This is a genomic window from Bradyrhizobium jicamae (assembly GCF_001440395.1).
Taxonomy (GTDB): domain Bacteria; phylum Pseudomonadota; class Alphaproteobacteria; order Rhizobiales; family Xanthobacteraceae; genus Bradyrhizobium; species Bradyrhizobium jicamae.
In genome coordinates this window covers 1-17,241 of sequence record NZ_LLXZ01000034.1, presented here as the reverse complement: position 1 = coordinate 17,241, position 17,241 = coordinate 1, and the positions used below count along the sequence as shown (strand labels likewise).

Here is a 17,241-nt window from a genome sequence, read left to right as displayed (position 1 = left end):
GCGCAAGCGCGCCTTTGCCCACGCTACGAAACTAACTACAAATCTAACAATTCACGGCCGAAACGGCCTACAAATCCTCGTTTTCAGAGGCTTTTTCGCGGCTTCCGGCCTTGTCTTTTCGCACCCGATCCGGTTTCACTGCACCTCTTCCGGTAGCCCCCTGATTCCTCGAGTTGACCCATGCGATTGTCGCGGTTTTTTCTGCCCATCCTGAAAGAAAATCCGAAAGAGGCGGAGATCGTCTCGCATCGGCTGATGCTGCGCGCTGGCATGATGCGGCAGGAAGCGGCCGGCATTTACGCCTGGCTGCCGCTGGGTTTCCGGGTCTTGAAGAAGATCGAGCAGATCGTGCGCGAGGAGCAGGATCGTGCCGGCGCGCTGGAACTGTTGATGCCGACGCTGCAGCTCGCCGACCTCTGGCGCGAAAGCGGCCGCTACGACGCCTATGGCCCGGAGATGCTGCGCATCGCCGACCGCCACAAGCGCGAATTGCTGTACGGGCCGACCAATGAGGAAATGATCACCGAGATCTTCCGCGCCTACGTCAAATCCTACCGGAACCTGCCGCTCAATCTCTATCACATCCAGTGGAAGTTCCGTGACGAGCAGCGCCCGCGCTTCGGCGTGATGCGCGGCCGCGAGTTCCTGATGAAGGACGCTTATTCGTTCGATATCGACGAGGCGGCGGCGCGCCGTGCCTACAACAAGATGTTCGTCGCGTACTTGCGCACCTTCGCGCGGATGGGATTGAAGGCGATCCCGATGCGCGCCGAGACCGGCCCGATCGGCGGCGATCTCAGTCATGAATTCATCGTGCTGGCGGAGACCGGCGAATCCGGCGTGTTCTGCAACAGCGACGTGCTGAACCTGCCGATCCCGCCCGACGATGTCGATTATGACGGCGATCTGACACCGATCATCAAGCAATGGACGTCGGTCTATGCGGCAACCGAGGACGTTCACGATGCCGCGCGCTACGAGAGCGAGGTGCCGGCCGACAAGCGCGTCAACACCCGTGGCATCGAGGTCGGGCAGATCTTCTATTTCGGCACCAAATATTCCGACGCAATGAAGGCGCTGGTAGCGGGCCCCGACGGCGTCGACGTGCCGATCCATGGCGGTTCCTACGGCGTCGGCGTCTCGCGCCTGGTCGGCGCCATCATCGAAGCCTGCCATGACGACGCCGGCATCAAATGGCCGGAAGCCGTGGCGCCGTTCACGGCGGTGATCCTGAACCTGAAGCAGGGCGACGCCGCTGTCGACGGCGCTTGCGAGAAGCTCTATGGGGAGCTTCAGGCCAAGGGCGTCGACGTGCTCTATGACGACACCGACCAGCGCGCCGGGGCGAAATTCGCCGCCGCTGACCTGATCGGCATCCCCTGGCAGATTCTGGTAGGTCCCAAGGGCCTCGCCGAGGGCAAGCTCGAGATCAAGCGGCGTAGCGACGGCTCGCGCGAGAATCTCAGCCCGGCCGAAGTGGTGGCTAAGATCGCGGGATAAGATATCCCCCGCGACCGTAATGTTGGTCAATAAGGCCACATTTGGCCCGAATCATGGGATTATCGAGTAATGGATGAGACCATGAGCGATACAGCCCGAACCAAGCCTTTTGCGCCCTTCGAATGGCTGTTGTCCGGGCGTTACCTGCGCGCGCGCCGCCGGGAAGGTTTCATTTCCGTCATCGCCGGCTTTTCGTTCCTCGGCATCATGCTCGGCGTCGCCACGCTGATCATCGTGATGGCCGTGATGAACGGTTTTCGCAAGGAACTGCTGGACAAGATCCTCGGGCTGAACGGCCATCTCCTGGTGCAGCCGCTGGAATCGCCGCTGACCGACTGGAAGGACGTTGCCGAGCGCATCAGCCAGCTCGATGGCATTCGGCTTGCCGCGCCGGTCGTGGACGGCCAGGCGCTGGCGTCCTCCGCCTTCAACGCCGCCGGCGTGCTGGTGCGCGGCATGCGATCTGCGGACCTCAACAAGCTCACCTCGATCGCCAAGAACATCAAGCAGGGTACGCTGGAGGGTTTTGACGAGGGGCAGGGCGTCACCATCGGACGCCGGCTTGCCGATCAATTGTCGCTGCATGCCGGCGACACCATCACGCTGGTCGCGCCCAAGGGCGCGGTGACCCCGATGGGAACCACGCCGCGCATCAAGCCTTACAAGGTGGCTGCCGTGTTCGAGATCGGCATGTCGGAATATGACGCCAGTTTTGTGTTCATGCCGCTGCCGGAATCGCAGGCCTATTTCAACCGCAAGGACGACGTGACCGCGATCGAGGTATTCACCACCAATCCCGACCGCATCGACGCCTTCCGCAAGAGCGTGACGGAGGCGGCGGGTCGGCCGGTGTTCCTGGTCGACTGGCGGCAGCGCAACTCGACTTTCTTCAACGCGCTTCAGGTCGAGCGCAACGTGATGTTCCTGATCCTGACCATGATCGTGCTGGTTGCTGCGCTCAACATCGTTTCCGGTTTGATCATGCTGGTCAAGGACAAGGGGCAGGACATCGCGATCCTGCGCACCATGGGTGCCTCGCAGGGCTCGATCATGCGGATCTTCCTGATCACGGGCGCTGCGATCGGCGTGGTCGGCACGCTGACAGGATTCTTCGTCGGTATGCTGATCTGCCTGAACATCGAATCCATCAGGCAGTTCCTGTCCTGGATGACCAACACCGAATTGTTCTCGCCCGAACTCTACTTCCTCTCGCGCCTGCCGGCCGAGATCGATTTCGGCGAGACCACTGCGGTCGTGATCATGGCGCTGACGCTGTCGTTCCTGGCGACGCTCTATCCGTCGTGGCGCGCCGCGCGGCTCGATCCTGTCGACGCGCTCCGATATGAGTGAGGGCGCGATGGCCGAGGAGGCGGAAGACGTACCGGTTATCTATCTCCACGAGATAAAACGCGAGTACAGGCAGGGCGAGGCGACGCTGACGATCCTGAACGGCGCCAAGCTCGCGCTGTGGGCGGGACAGTCGGTGGCGCTGGTGGCGCCGTCGGGCTCGGGCAAGTCAACGCTGCTGCATATCGCAGGGCTGCTTGAAACCCCCGATGACGGCGAGGTCTATGTCGCGGGCACGCCGACCTCGCAATTGTCCGACATCGATCGCACCCAGATCCGGCGCTCCGACATCGGCTTCGTCTATCAGTCGCATCGGCTGCTGCCGGAATTCACCGCGCTCGAAAACGTCATGCTGCCGCAGATGATCCGCGGCCTCAAACGTTCGGAGACGATCAAGCGCTCGCAGGAGATCTTGGCCTATCTCGGCCTCGGCGACCGCATCACGCACCGCCCGGCCGAACTCTCCGGCGGCGAGCAGCAGCGCGTCGCCATCGCGCGCGCAGTCGCCAATGCGCCGCGGGTGCTACTCGCGGACGAACCGACCGGCAATCTCGATCCGACGACGGCCGATCATGTCTTCAATGCGTTGATGCAGCTTGTGAAGGCGACGCAGGTCGCCATGCTGATCGCCACCCACAACATGGAACTGGCCGGCCGGATGGACCGGCGGGTGTCGCTGGTCGACGGCCAGGTCGTCGAAATGGACTAGTTCAGTAGCCGTTGCGATACCGCTTGTTGCGAGGTGCCGATGGCCCCTGGGAAGCATACGCGTAATAGGGATTGATCACGCACTGTGCCGAGCGGCCCGATGCCGTCGCGTTGCATTGGGGCAGCGATGTATAGGCGCATTCATAGTAGCTGATTTTGCCATAGACGTGCAGGCAAACCGGATAGCCGGGATCGTACGTCTGCGCTTGCGCCGGTGCAGCCGCCAAGGCCGCGCCGATCGCCAGAATTGCCAGAGCCAGATTGCGCATCAGAACCTCCTTGAGAGCTGCGGCTGATCCGCGGGCGCTGACGGCCAGCAGATATTCGACGCAGCCGGGCGTCAAATCACGTTCACGCGTTGTAGGTGCCTGTGTGCGCAGGCTCGCGCGGAATGCCTCGCGGGATGGCCGCGCTGCTCGCTATCTGCCGTAAGCGGGGGCGGGCGGCAGCGCGCGGCCGGGCAGCGGGCGATAGGCGGAGGGCGCCGGTTCGCTCTCGCCGATATAATAGGGATTGGCGATGCAGTAGAGAAAACGTCCCGACGCGGTCGCCTGGCACTGCTCGTAGCTCGTGAAGGTGCAGTAGCTCAGTCCCGGATATTCATTGCCCTGCAGGCAGAACGGATATCTTGTGCCGACCGCTTCGGCGGGCGCGGCACCGATAGTTGCCAGTCCGCTCGCGGCCAGCACGGCCAGAATCGCTCTACGCATTTCGAATCTCCTTCATGGCGCATCGGCGTTTTGCGCCGTTCCATTTTCGTCGACAAGCGGCAGCTGCGCAATCCCGTCAACCGATTCACATCGTTACGTCGCTGCAAAATCAAATGTGAACTATTTGCGGCAAGCTATGATGCAATGTTTCAAAAAGTGCCTGCAAGACAACATTAATTTACGTTCACACTGCGGCCCTTTGGTGTGTGCTGTGGCCGTGAGGTTACAGCAATTCGAGCGAACGATGTTAAGAGCATGCCGCGGCTTTGGGGGCTGTCAACGAAGGAACGGAAATAAGAATGAAGAAGGTTTTGCTTGTTACGGCCAGTCTGATTGCGCTCGGCGCAACTGCGCCGGCTGTTGCTGCTGATCTCGCTGCGCGTCCCTACACCAAGGCGCCCCCGATGGTTGCTGCTGTGTATGACTGGACTGGTTTCTACATCGGTGCGAACGGCGGTTGGGGTTCGAGCCGCAACTCCTGGGATTCGGTTGCGCCGAACGTGTTGGTCGGCCCGGAGGGTTCTCATGACGCGACCGGCGGAACGGTCGGTGGCCAGATCGGTTACCGCTGGCAGGCCGGCACATGGGTGTTCGGCGTTGAAGCGCAGGGCAACTGGGCCGACTTCTCGGGCAGCAATGTGAGCCAGGTGTTCCCCGGCTTCCGCAACCACACGACCGTTGACGCGTTCGGTCTGTTCACCGGTCAGGTCGGTTATGCCGTCAACAACGTCCTGCTCTACGTCAAGGGCGGTGCTGCTGTGACCTCGAACAGCTACCGCATCAACACCCTTGCCGGCGTGCCCGCTTTCACTACCGGCGACGACACCCGCTGGGGCGGCACGGTCGGCGTTGGCCTCGAATACGCCTTCGCGCCGAACTGGTCGGTTGGCGTTGAGTACAATCACCTGTTCATGCAGGACCGCACCTACACCTTCACGGCCATTGGCGGCGGCGCGCTCAGCGGCGAACGCATCGGTCAGGACGTCGATCTCGTCACCGCCCGCCTGAACTACAAGTTCGGCGGCCCGGCCGTCTCGCGGTACTGATCGCACGGTAGCTGCGACCAACAACGAAGCCCCGGGGTCATCCCCGGGGCTTTTTCGTTGCGTGGGACGGCCAAATCAGGATCGCCCAGGGACTTGTGTTACGTTGATTGTGGCAGCCTGGCTGCCTAGGAATCGGCCCGGTTCGGGGGCATATTCGGGGCATGGAAACCTTTGACAAATGCATGTCGGTGTTGCGCCCGCTGATTGCGGAGGGCGATACCAACGGCATCGGGACGGCAGAACGAGCGGTCAACGATTACGTGGCCGCGACGCCGCCGCCGGACCAGAAGAATGCTCTCGCTAACGTCCAGCAGGCCGTCCAGGTGCACAAGGAAGAATGTTCCGGCGTGGATTTGAGTTTTGCTGATGCTGTGAACGACTACATCGAGCGACTTATGCAGCGCTTCGAATAATCCCAAAGCGCCTTGGGGTTACACACCAATTCGTCCACTCGATCATCGATACAACGCAGCGGAGCGGGTTGCTCGTAGATGCCCGCACCCGATTGCAGGCGGCTGCAAAGCAGCTTCTGACCCGCGAAATTAACCAAGCAATTTTCTTCCGGTGGCATGACCCGCTTCCGGCCCTTGACTCCTAGAACAAAAAAGGAACAATGTTCCTCATATGTTCTCAGCTCGTAGGGAGTCGGACCATGTTGCGGATGTTCGTGGAAGAAGCGGCGGCGCTGGCGTCGATTACGCTGTTTGTCGGGATGATCGCGGTCTGGGCGCAGGTGATTCCGCAGCTTTGAGGCGGGGGCGGAGCCTGATCCCATCCGTCCTGTTCAAGCGGTTTTGTGGACCGGTTGGGGAAAAGCCGGATGGCGGGCGCGGAGGCTGCGTTCCGCGTGGACTCCGCGAGGGCCAGGCATCACCATTGCGGCGGCGAGTCGGTGCGCACGTTGGCGGCCGGCGATCGCTCCCCACCATGATGCAAGAGCCCATTTAGCGCATGTCTAGTGCCGGATTCGTTCATCTCCACGTCCATTCAGCCTATTCGCTGCTGAAAGGCTCGATCAAGATCGCCAAGCTCGGCGAACTTGCGAAAGCCGACCGCCAGCCGGCGCTGGCGCTGACCGATACCGACAACATGTTCGGGGCGCTGGAATTCTCCGACAAGATGGCGGGCTACGGCATCCAGCCGATCGTCGGCTGCGAACTCGCCGTCGATTTCGGCGACCAGGATCCGAACGCGCGCAGTGCACTTGCCGCTACGCCGTCGCGCATAGTGCTGCTGGCTGCAAAGGAGCGCGGCTACCGCAGCCTGATGCGGCTGAATTCGCGGGCGTTTCTGGAAACGCCGGTCCATCAATCCCCGCATATCAAGCTCGAATGGCTGGAAGGCGATTCGGAGGATCTGATCGCGCTGACCGGCGGCCCCGACGGGCCGATCTCGCTGGCGCTGCAGGCCGATCACGCGGCACTCGCGGCAAGCCGTTGCGAGCGGTTGGCTGGCCTGTTCGGCGATCGCCTCTACATCGAATTGCAGCGCCACGGCATCGACAAGGAGCGCCGCGTCGAAGGCGGACTGATCGATCTCGCCTATGCCAAGGGCCTGCCGCTGGTCGCGACCAACGAGCCTTATTTTGCATCCAACGACGACTATGAGGCCCACGACGCGTTGCTCTGCATCGCCGGCGGCAAGCTGATAGCCGAGACCGACCGCGACCAGCTCACGCCGGACCATCGTTTCAAGACGCGCGCCGAAATGGCGGTGCTGTTCGCCGACATTCCGGAAGCGCTGGCCTCCACGATCGAGATCGCGGAGCGCTGCTCGTTCCGGCCGAGGACGCGCAAGCCGATTCTGCCGTTCTTCACGGTCGGTGCCGCCGCAAGTTCCGATGCCGCCTCTGTCGAGGCGGCCGAGCTGAAGCGGCAGGCGGAGGAGGGGCTGGCCAACCGCCTGCGCGTGCACGGCCTGTCGCAGGGCACCACAGAAGAAGACTACAACAAGCGCCTGGCGTTCGAGCTCGACGTCATCATGCGCATGAAATACGCGGGCTACTTCCTGATCGTCTCCGACTTCATCAAATGGGCGAAGTCGCAAGGCATCCCGGTCGGGCCGGGCCGTGGTTCGGGCGCGGGCTCGCTGGTGGCGTGGGCGCTCACCATCACCGACCTCGACCCGATCAAGTTCGGCCTGCTGTTCGAGCGCTTCCTCAATCCCGAGCGCGTCTCGATGCCGGACTTCGACATCGACTTCTGCCAGGATCGCCGCGGCGAGGTGATCCAGTACGTGCAGCAGCGCTACGGCCGCGATCAGGTGGCTCAGATCATCACCTTCGGTACGCTGCAGGCGCGCGGCGTGCTGCGCGACGTCGGCCGCGTGCTGCAGATGCCCTACGGGCAGGTCGACAAGCTGACAAAACTGGTGCCGCAGAATCCGGCCGCGCCGGTGACGCTGGCGCAGGCGATCGAGAGCGAGCCGAAGTTGCAGGCGTTCCGCGACGAAGATCCGGTGGTGGCGCGCGCCTTCGACATCGCGCAGCGTCTTGAAGGCCTGACCCGCCATGCCTCGACCCACGCGGCCGGCATCGTGATCGGCGATCGCCCCTTGAGCGAACTCGTGCCGATGTACCGAGATCCGAAGTCGGATATGCCGGTGACCCAGTTCAACATGAAATGGGTCGAACCGGCGGGGCTGGTCAAGTTCGACTTCCTCGGCCTGAAGACGCTGACCGTGCTTGATGTCGCGTGCAAGCTGCTCAAGCCGCGCGATATCCATGTCGACCTCGCGACGCTACCGATCGACGATGGCGAGAGCTACCAGATGCTGGCACGCGGTGAGGTGGTCGGCGTGTTCCAGGTGGAAAGCCAGGGCATGCGGCGCGCGCTGATCGATATGCGGCCCGACCGTTTCGAGGACATCATCGCGCTGGTGGCGCTGTATCGTCCGGGTCCGATGGCCAACATCCCGACCTATTGCGCCCGCAAGCATGGCGATGAGGAGCCGGAATATCTGCACCCCGTCCTGGAGCCGATCCTCAAAGAGACGTTCGGCGTCATCATCTACCAGGAACAGGTGATGCAGATCGCGCAGGTGATGTCGGGCTATTCGCTCGGCGACGCCGACCTGCTGCGCCGCGCGATGGGCAAGAAGATCCGCGCCGAGATGGACAAGCAGCGCGACATCTTCGTCGCCGGCGCGGTCAAGAACGGCGTGCCGAAAGGGCAGGCCGAGACGATCTTCGAACTGCTGGCAAAGTTCGCCGACTACGGCTTCAACAAGAGCCACGCCGCGGCCTACGCGCTGGTGTCCTACCACACCGCCTACATGAAGGCGCATTACCCGGTGGAGTTTCTGGCGGCGTCGATGACGCTCGAACTCAACAACACCGACAAGCTCTCGGAATTTCGCGCCGAGGCGCAGCGGCTCGGCATCAAGGTCGAGGCGCCGAACATCAACCGTTCGGGCGCCACCTTCGAGGTCGGCGATAACACGATCTATTATGCGCTGGCCGCGCTGAAGGGCGTCGGGCAACAGGCGATCGATCAGATCGTGGAAGAGCGCAAGAAGGGCGCCTTCACCTCGCTTGCGGACTTCGCCGCGCGGGTCAATCCGCGTGCTATCAACAAGCGCATCATCGAGAGTCTCGCCGCGGCCGGCGCATTCGACACGCTCGAGTCCAACCGCGCCCGCGTTTTTGCAGGCGCCGACGCCATTCTCGCCGCCTGCCAGCGCAGCCACGAGGCGGCAACGATCGGCCAGAACGACATGTTCGGCAATGCGGCGGACGCGCCGACCATCATGCTGCCGCAGATCGAGCCCTGGCTGCCGGCCGACAAGCTCCGCCGCGAATACGACGCCGTCGGCTTCTTCCTGTCCGGCCATCCGCTCGACGATTACGCGACCGTGCTGAAGCGGCTGCGCGTGCAGTCCTGGGCGGAATTTTCCCGGGCCGTCAAAACCGGCGCCACCGCAGGCAAGGTCGCCGCCACCGTGGTGTCGCGCATGGAGCGCCGCACCAAGACCGGCAACAAGATGGGTATCATGGGTCTCTCCGACCCGACCGGGCATTTCGAGGCCGTGCTGTTTTCCGAAGGCCTTGCGCAATATCGCGACGTGCTGGAGCCGGGCGCTGCCGTATTGCTGCAACTCGGCGCCGAGCTGCAGGGCGAGGACGTCCGCGCGCGGGTGCTGCACGCCGAGCCGCTGGATGACGCCGCAGCCAAAACCCAAAAGGGCCTGCGGATTTTCGTTCGCGACACCAAGCCGCTGGACTCGATCGCGCGGCGGCTCAATATGCCGGAGGCATCGGCGCCAAACGGTTCGGCCAAGGGCCTGCCGGCAAAGCCCGCGCCCGCGCCATCGGGCGGCGCCGATGGCGATGTCTCGGTGGTCATGATGCTCGACCTGCAGACCGAAGTGGAAATGAAACTGCCGGGCCGCTTCAAGGTCTCGCCGCAGATCGCGGGCGCGATCAAGGCGGTGGCCGGCGTGGTGGACGTGCAGACGCTTTAATCGACGCGAGGGCGTGCGCACGCCATGTTCGCGATTAATGGAGAGTCGCGAACGCTACCTTTAATTGCGTGCTGGAGTTCCCGCACCTGTTGCGGTAGTTTGGCAATCAAGCTAAAAGCTGGAACTTGGCTATCCTGACTTCGCGAATTTCGCCGTGCAGCCACAAGGAGACGTGCAATGTGCGAAAAATGTTCATTAGGTCAGCTTCATCCGACGTCGCCCTCGCGGCGTTCCGTAGTTCTCTTCGCGGCCTCGGCACTTGGTGGGTTAATGCTCGCCGGCACAGCTAAGGCCAAGGATACGAAAACTTCCCCCAAGCCGCAGAACGTGTTGTCGCCGGATGCCGCCCTCAAGAAATTGATGGAAGGAAATGCGCGCTATGTTGGCGGCACAGCGCGGAGCCACGACTTCAAGCATGAAAGGGAAGCATTGGTCGGAGGTCAGAACCCTTACGCGGCTGTCCTGAGCTGCGCGGATTCGCGCATCGCTCCCGAATATGCCTTCGACAGCGGGCGCGGTGACCTGTTCGTCTGCCGCGTTGCCGGCAATTTCGCCAACGACGATACGGTTGCAAGCATGGAATATGCCGTCGCCGTGCTTGGCACGCCGATGATCCTCGTGCTGGGTCACGACAGTTGCGGTGCCGTCGACGCGACGATCAAATCCCTGAAGGACGACAAGCCTCCACCCGGACACATACCATCGCTGGTGGCTGCGATTGCGCCCGCGGTGAAGGCGTCAGCACAGCAGAGCGGAAACGCGCTCGACAACGCCATCCGCCAGAACGTGATCGATAACGTCGCCAAGCTGAAATCGGCCGCACCGATCCTCAACGCGGCCGTCGAGCAGAACAAGCTCAAAGTGGTCGGTGGCATCTACCGGCTTGCAACCGGCAAGGTCGAGCTGTTGAGTTGACCAAGCTGGATAGTGTGCGGCGCGCGCGGCTGCGCCAGCACAGGGTTGGGCGCGGTCACGCTAGGGAAGAAGCGGCAGATTCTCGCCGTCATCTGTTCCCTCGCGGTTCTCTCGTGCCGGTCCAATTCATCTGAGTTTCCAGTCGTCGCCGATCGGACGAATGACCCGCGCCGGATTTCCTCCGACAAGGGTATTCGGGGGAATGTTCCTGGTGACGACCGAACCCGCAGCCACAACCGAGTTCTCACCTACAGTCACCCCGCCGATAATCGTTGCGCCGGCCGCGATCCAGACGTTTCTCTCGATCACGATAGGCTTTCCGATCGTGACGGCGCGACGCTGCGATGGCTCAAGGGGATGACCCGTTGTGATGATGCTCACGTTCGGCCCGATCATCACATCGTCTGCGATGTCGAGCCCGCCAAGATCATAGAACGTGCAATTCTGATTTACGAAGACGTTGCGCCCAATGCGAATTTCGTCCCCGCCGGCGGTATAGAATGGCGGGATCAGCAGGAAGCTCTCATCTACCTTCTTGCCGATCAGTTCGCTGAACAAGGCCCGAATTTCGTCCGCATCATTGAACGTCAAACGGTTGAGTGAGGCGGTGATCGCCATCGCCCTTTTGGTGTTTGCCACCATCGCCGCTGATTCCGGCGTCCTTCTGTAAATTATCCTGGTGCCGTCCTCATTCGACATTCGTTTTTTCCCTGGGGCCTGCGGTTGAGCGTGTGTTTCGGCGACGAGGGCGGCACCGAGATTCGCGAAATGTAGCCACAAAGCGGAAGGGCCGGAATCGGCCCAATCCCGAAATTCGAACTGAGATGCTGCCCAAAACGGGTCAGCATCGTCAGCCGTATTCGACTATGGCCCGGCTTGAAGGCGTCACGATCGCGGAGTTTGATCTGGCTCAATTCGCCCGATTGTTCCAGGCGGCATATTTTTCATCGCGGGAGGATGAGCGTGGCGCAGACCACCAAACACCATGCCGATCAGGTGCAGGCGACGGTCGCGCGTGGCTCGGCCGCGACGTCGGCCATGGTCGCGTCCTGGCGCCGCTCATCCAATTTTCATCGCCTCGATCCCGCCGAATGCAGTCTGCCGCGGCAATTGAACCAAGCCGAGTTCGAAACGGCGCGGCAACAGATCGAGCCATTGGTTCGCGCGGCGCAATCCAATCTCGATCGCCTGTTCCTCGCGGTCGGCGGCGTCGGCTGTTGCGTGCTGCTGGCTGACCGCAATGGCGTGCCGGTCGACCGCCGCGGCGCCGCGTGTGACGACGAGACGTTCAAGGCGTGGGGACTGTGGACCGGGACGGTCTGGAGCGAGGATTGCGAGGGCACCAACGGCATCGGCACCTGTCTGGCCGAACAACGCGCGCTCACCGTTCATCGCGACCAGCATTTTTACGCGCGCAACACGCTGTTGAGCTGCACCTCGGCGCCGATCTACGATCACGAGGGCAGGCTCGCCGCGGCGCTTGACGTGTCCTCCTGCCGCGCCGACCTCACGGAGGGTTTCGTCAATCTGATATCTGTCGCGGTCAGCGACGCCGCGCGGCGGATCGAGACGGAGAATTTCCGCCTGGCATTTCCAAACGCGCGCTTTCTGTTCGCGCCTGACATCAATCGCGGCGGCGGTGGGCTGATCGCGGTCGATGCTGACGATCTCGTCATCGGCGCGACGCGGTCGGCGCGCCTGGCGCTCGGCGTGAACAGGGACTTTCTGAAGAGGCCGCTGCCGGCATCCGACCTGCTCGGCGGTGCGTCGAGTCCTGCGCAGGATCTCGATCAGGCCGAGCGAGCCGCCGTGCAACGGGCACTGGCGCGCAGCAACGGCAATGTATCGGCCGCCGCCGAGGCGCTCGGCATCAGCCGCGCAACCTTGCACCGAAAGTTGCGACGCCTCGATCTCAATCGTGCTCACTGACGATTGGCTCCACGCACTGTCGCAGTTCTGCGACACGCGCGCTGGCGATCAGGTCTGGACGGACTGACAATGTAATCCGCCTTCGCCATGGTTTTTCCAGAGCGCCGCATCCAGCGACGCCGTAGCGAGGAAGAGCCATGAACAAGGTCGAATTTTCACGAACTGCGAAGGCCCCGTTCGAAAGACGTTACGGGAACTACATCAACGGAAAATGGGCCGAGCCGCGCTCGGGCAAGTACTTCGATAATCATTCGCCGGTGAATGGGCAGTTGCTCTGCGAGGTCGCACGCTCCGACGCCAACGACGTCGAGGACGCGCTCGATGCCGCGCATGCCGCCAAGGAAGCCTGGGGCCGCACCAGCGTCGCCGAGCGAGCGCTGATCCTGAACCGCATCGCCGACCGCATGGAGCAGAACCTTGACCTGCTCGCGCTTGCCGAAACCTGGGACAATGGCAAGCCGATCCGCGAGACCACCGCCGCCGACGTGCCGCTCGCGATCGACCATTTCCGCTATTTCGCCGGCGCGATCCGTGCGCAAGAGGGCGGGCTTTCCGAAATCGACCACGATACGGTGGCCTATCATTTCCACGAGCCGCTCGGCGTCGTCGGCCAGATCATCCCGTGGAATTTCCCGCTGCTAATGGCATGCTGGAAACTGGCACCGGCGCTCGCCGCCGGCAACTGCGTCGTGCTGAAACCGGCCGAACAGACGCCGGCCGCGATCATGGTGTGGGCAGGGCTGATCGGCGATCTCTTGCCACCTGGCGTACTCAACATCGTCAACGGCTTCGGCCTCGAGGCCGGCAAGCCGCTGGCCTCCTCGCCGCGCATCTCCAAGATCGCCTTCACCGGCGAGACCTCGACAGGCCGGCTGATCATGCAATATGCGAGTGCGAACCTCATTCCGGTGACGCTCGAACTCGGCGGCAAGTCACCCAACATCTTTTTCAAGGACATCACCGCAGAGGATGACGAGTTCTTCGACAAGGCGATAGAAGGCTTCGTCATGTTCGCCTTCAACCAGGGCGAGGTCTGCACCTGTCCGAGCCGCGCGCTGATCCATGAATCGATCTTCGACCGCTTCATGGAAAGAGCGTTGAAGCGCGTCGAGGCGATTGTCCAGGGTGATCCGCTCGATCCGGCCACCATGATCGGCGCGCAGGCGTCTTCCGAACAACTGCAGAAGATCCTGTCCTATATCGACATCGGCCGCGAGGAGGGCGCGCAGGTGCTGACGGGCGGAGCGCGCAACGAACTGCCGGGCGATCTGGCCGGCGGCTTCTACGTCAAGCCCACGGTGTTCAAGGGCAACAACAAGATGCGCGTGTTCCAAGAGGAGATCTTCGGACCCGTCGTTTCGGTCACGACCTTCAAGGACGACGACGAGGCGTTGGCGATCGCCAACGACACGCTCTATGGCCTCGGCGCCGGGATCTGGAGCCGCGATGCAAGCCGGCTCTATCGCTTCGGCCGCGCCATCCAGGCGGGCCGGGTCTGGACCAATTGCTACCACGCCTATCCGGCGCATGCCGCGTTCGGCGGTTACAAGCAATCGGGCGTCGGCCGCGAGACCCACAAGATGATGCTCGACCACTACCAGCAAACCAAGAACCTTCTCGTCAGCTACAGCCCGAAGAAGCTCGGCTTTTTCTGATTTGCCCTGACGTCGGTACCGGCGTAGCGCGCGGACTATTTCGGTCCTGCGCGCTACGTCGCGGCAGCTCTTTTCAAGAAGTTTTCATTGCCTTTGCGATTCCGCCCCGGCCGAACCAGCGTATAATCGCGGCAAGGGGGAACTGTGCTGCATCACGGGATTAACACCTGAAATCGCAGTGACGGAGGTCCGCCATGAAAGTCAAAGACGCGATGCACAAGGGCGTCGACTGGGTCAACCCCGATACGCCCATCACCGAAATTGCCAAGCTGATGCGAGAACATGACATCGGCTGTATTCCGATCGGAGAGAACGACCACCTGGTCGGGATGGTGACCGATCGCGACATCGTCTGCAAAGGAATTGCGAACGGCAAGTTCGACCCCAGCCGCGCCCTGGCGCGCGACGTGATGACCGACGGCATTCATTGCTGCCGCGAGGACGATGATCTTGCCAAGGCCGTCCATCACATGGAGGCGCTGCAGGTCCGAAGGTTGCCGGTGATCAACAAGAGCAAGCGAATGGTCGGCATGATCAGCCTGGGCGATGTCGGCCGTTTTGCGCCCAATGAATTGCTGGCCGCGTGCGTGAAGACCGTCACCGCCCATCACTGATACGGCGGCAGCCCTTTCCGCTCACGCGCGATGGCGCCCGCGTCGACATCGACGCGGGCCATTGGCAGAAGCGCGGGGACTTCAATCGTGCGTGCTGAAGTGGCCGCGCCAGGCCTTCGCGGTCAATCGCGCGAACTGCTCGCCATCCATGCGGATCAGCGTCGCGTGATCGCCGCCTTCCAGGTAGATCTCCCGTCGTGCGTCGATGCTGTCGTCGATGATGACATCCAGCCCGTAGCATTCGCCGAGCGGCGGGATCGCGCCGCGTTCGCAGTCCTCGAACAGCTTTTCGATTTCGTCCTCGCTCGCCAGGTCGACCTTGTGGCCGAGCTGACTTTTCAGGGCCGACAGATGCAGGTGATGGGAGGCCGGAAGCACGGCCATCATGTAGCCGCCGTCGCGCCGCAGCACGACGGCCTTCGCCAGCGATTCGCCCGGCACGTGGCAAGCCTCGGCCGTACGGTTCGATGACATGGTTGGGGCATGCGGGATCACGTCGTAGGTGACGCTTTGATCCAGGTACTTCTGCAGGGTCGGGGAAACGGTCATGGCGGCTCCTCCATTGCATGGGCAATCCGCACACCGGGAGGAACTCGCGCAGTCGCCTCACGATGCGGGCGAACACGATTTGCATGAAAGGATACGCCTGCCGGGTGGCTGCGACAATGCGAATTCGGTGCCGGAACCGGTGGAGCGACGGCCCGTCTCGATTGGATTTTGCGCGAATTGCCTTGCTGCGAGCGCATTTGTTCAAGAAACGTTCAGCTCAAAGAGCCTTCGATGCGGCGCTCGGGCGGCGACAGGGTGGAAGCCATGCGGTTAGTAAGAAGTTTGTCGATCCTCTCGATATGTCTCGTCGCGGGGGTGGGATATTTGAGCCCTGCCGCGGCGCAGCAGCCGGAAAAGCGCATTGCGCTGGTGGTCGGCAACGGCGCTTACGCGAAATCGCCGCTGGCGACCGCGGCCAACGACGCCGGCCTGATCGCGCAGACGTTGCAGGCGGCGGGCTTCGACGTGATCGGCGCCCGCGATCTCGACGGCGACACGCTGCGCAAGAGTTTCCGCGATTTCATCCAGAAGGCCGAAAGCTCGGGGCCTGATACGGTCGCGATGGTCTATCTGGCCGGCTACGGGCTGCAGTTGGCGGGTGACAACTATTTCGTGCCGGTCGATTCCGCGATCAACCGCGATACCGACGTTCCGACTGAGGCGCTGCGGACCGGCGACTATATCCGCCAGCTCGCTTCGCTGCCGCTCAAGGCCGGCATCGTCGTGCTGGATGCCGCGCGCCAGCAGCCTTTCGTCGACGGGCAGATCGCAAGCGGCCTCGCGCTGGTCGAGGCCGATCCGCACATGCTGATTGCATTCAATGCGGCGCCAGGAACGGTGGCCCCCGTCGAGCAGGGGCCGTACGGCATCTACGCCCAGTCGCTGGCCGAGATGATCCGGACCGGCGGACTGCCGCTGCCGGAGGTCTTCAATCGCCTGCGGCTTCGCGTCAACGAGGCGAGCAAGGGCGCGCAGATGCCCTGGGACAGCCAGAAGGTCGATGCCAGCTTTACGTTCTTCGAACGCGAGCCCGACGCCCCGGCACAGCCGGCGGCGGATCAGGCCGCCGCCGTCCGCAACAAGCCGATCCGCGAACTCGGCGTGCAGGATGCCTACGCCATGGCGGTGGAGCGTGACACGCTGCAGGGCTATGAAGAGTTTCTCGGTGCCTATGCGAGCGATCCGCTGGCCAAGCGGGTGAGGGCGATCGCGGCGGCGCGGCGCGAGGCGATCACCTGGCGCCGCACCTACCGCACCGATACTCCGAACGCCTATTGGTCCTACCTGCAACGCTATCCGCGCGGGCCGCATGCCGCGGACGCGCGCCGCCGCCTCACCATTCTCACCGCGCCGCTGGAGCCGCCACCGACATTCGATGTGATCGATTACGACGTGCCGCCACCACCGCCGGACGAACTCATCTACATCGATCGTCCGGTGCTGGCCTTCGGCGATCCCGAATTCGATTTCGTCGCGCCGCCGCCGGCGCCGGTCTATTACCTGCCACCGCCGCCGGATGATTTCGTGGTGCTGGAGCCGCCGCCGCCGCCGATCGGGCTGTTCATCCTGCCGCAGCCGATCTTCGTGCCGATACCGGTCTATGTGAGGCCGCCGCGCTATGTGGCGCCGCCGCCGAACAACATCATCTATGCCAACATCCACAACAGGGCCGTCATCAACGGCGTAATCAACCGGCCGCCGCAGCCGGGCTCGCCCGCGGCCGGACCTGGTGCCGGAATGGGCGGCAGGCCGGGTGGACGGTCTGGCTCCCCGGATCGGGTGGCCGCGCCGGGGCAGGGCAGCGCCA

15 protein-coding genes are annotated in these 17,241 nt (G+C 62.9%); 11 read left to right on the top strand and 4 right to left on the bottom strand.

Annotation, left to right across the window (positions count from 1 at the left end):
- Positions 1-180 precede the first annotated feature (180 nt).
- The 3 genes from proS to CQ12_RS05860 all read left to right on the top strand — a co-directional run bounded on the left by proS (position 181) and on the right by CQ12_RS05860 (position 3,556).
- On the top strand, positions 181-1,500 hold the full coding sequence (gene proS, locus CQ12_RS05870) for a proline--tRNA ligase (RefSeq protein WP_057834407.1): 1,320 nt from the start codon (positions 181-183) through the stop codon (positions 1,498-1,500).
- Positions 1,501-1,569: 69 nt separating this feature from the next.
- On the top strand, positions 1,570-2,850 hold the full coding sequence (locus tag CQ12_RS05865; protein WP_057834406.1) for a lipoprotein-releasing ABC transporter permease subunit: 1,281 nt from the start codon (positions 1,570-1,572) through the stop codon (positions 2,848-2,850).
- A gap of 7 nt (positions 2,851-2,857) precedes the next feature.
- A complete protein-coding gene (locus tag CQ12_RS05860; protein WP_057834405.1) occupies positions 2,858-3,556 on the top strand; it encodes an ABC transporter ATP-binding protein in 699 nt (232 codons plus the stop codon).
- Position 3,557: 1 nt separating this feature from the next.
- Here CQ12_RS05860 and CQ12_RS05855 read toward each other — a convergent pair whose 3' ends face one another.
- Positions 3,558-3,824 carry a DUF3551 domain-containing protein gene (locus tag CQ12_RS05855; protein ID WP_057834416.1) on the bottom strand — a complete coding sequence of 89 codons (267 nt, stop codon included), beginning with the start codon at positions 3,822-3,824 and terminating at the stop codon, positions 3,558-3,560.
- Positions 3,825-3,974: 150 nt separating this feature from the next.
- Complete coding sequence (locus tag CQ12_RS05850) at positions 3,975-4,265, bottom strand: DUF3551 domain-containing protein (RefSeq protein ID WP_057834404.1); 291 nt, start codon at positions 4,263-4,265, stop codon at positions 3,975-3,977.
- A gap of 299 nt (positions 4,266-4,564) precedes the next feature.
- Here CQ12_RS05850 and CQ12_RS05845 point away from each other — a divergent pair, with 299 nt between their 5' ends.
- From CQ12_RS05845 to CQ12_RS05830, 4 genes are all read left to right on the top strand, one after another.
- Positions 4,565-5,311, top strand: a complete 747-nt coding sequence (locus CQ12_RS05845; RefSeq protein ID WP_057834403.1) for an outer membrane protein — start codon at positions 4,565-4,567, stop codon at positions 5,309-5,311.
- Positions 5,312-5,472: 161 nt separating this feature from the next.
- Positions 5,473-5,724 carry a hypothetical protein gene (locus CQ12_RS05840; protein ID WP_057834402.1) on the top strand — a complete coding sequence of 84 codons (252 nt, stop codon included), beginning with the start codon at positions 5,473-5,475 and terminating at the stop codon, positions 5,722-5,724.
- 538 nt (positions 5,725-6,262) lie between these two features.
- A complete protein-coding gene (gene dnaE / locus CQ12_RS05835; protein WP_057834401.1) occupies positions 6,263-9,772 on the top strand; it encodes a DNA polymerase III subunit alpha in 3,510 nt (1,169 codons plus the stop codon).
- Positions 9,773-9,949: 177 nt separating this feature from the next.
- Positions 9,950-10,687 (top strand): carbonic anhydrase, encoded by a 738-nt coding sequence (locus CQ12_RS05830; protein ID WP_057834400.1) that lies wholly within the window; start codon positions 9,950-9,952, stop codon positions 10,685-10,687.
- Positions 10,688-10,813: 126 nt separating this feature from the next.
- Here CQ12_RS05830 and CQ12_RS05825 read toward each other — a convergent pair whose 3' ends face one another.
- Positions 10,814-11,386 carry a sugar O-acetyltransferase gene (locus CQ12_RS05825; RefSeq protein WP_057834399.1) on the bottom strand — a complete coding sequence of 191 codons (573 nt, stop codon included), beginning with the start codon at positions 11,384-11,386 and terminating at the stop codon, positions 10,814-10,816.
- Between the two features lie 264 nt (positions 11,387-11,650).
- Here CQ12_RS05825 and CQ12_RS05820 point away from each other — a divergent pair, with 264 nt between their 5' ends.
- The 3 genes from CQ12_RS05820 to CQ12_RS05810 all read left to right on the top strand — a co-directional run bounded on the left by CQ12_RS05820 (position 11,651) and on the right by CQ12_RS05810 (position 14,885).
- A complete protein-coding gene (locus CQ12_RS05820) occupies positions 11,651-12,616 on the top strand; it encodes a helix-turn-helix domain-containing protein (protein ID WP_245309752.1) in 966 nt (321 codons plus the stop codon).
- 137 nt (positions 12,617-12,753) lie between these two features.
- Positions 12,754-14,271 (top strand): aldehyde dehydrogenase, encoded by a 1,518-nt coding sequence (adh, locus tag CQ12_RS05815; protein ID WP_057834397.1) that lies wholly within the window; start codon positions 12,754-12,756, stop codon positions 14,269-14,271.
- Positions 14,272-14,465: 194 nt separating this feature from the next.
- A complete protein-coding gene (locus tag CQ12_RS05810) occupies positions 14,466-14,885 on the top strand; it encodes a CBS domain-containing protein (protein WP_057834396.1) in 420 nt (139 codons plus the stop codon).
- Between the two features lie 81 nt (positions 14,886-14,966).
- On the opposite strand, the gene CQ12_RS05805 is transcribed toward CQ12_RS05810, so the two are convergent.
- Positions 14,967-15,434, bottom strand: coding sequence for an aminoacyl-tRNA deacylase (locus tag CQ12_RS05805; RefSeq protein ID WP_057834395.1), 468 nt, complete (start codon positions 15,432-15,434; stop codon positions 14,967-14,969).
- A 264-nt stretch (positions 15,435-15,698) separates the two neighbouring features.
- On the opposite strand from CQ12_RS05805, the gene CQ12_RS05800 reads away from it, so the two are divergent.
- On the top strand, positions 15,699-17,241 hold a 1,543-nt coding region (locus CQ12_RS05800; protein WP_198164077.1), incomplete at its 3' end, for a caspase family protein.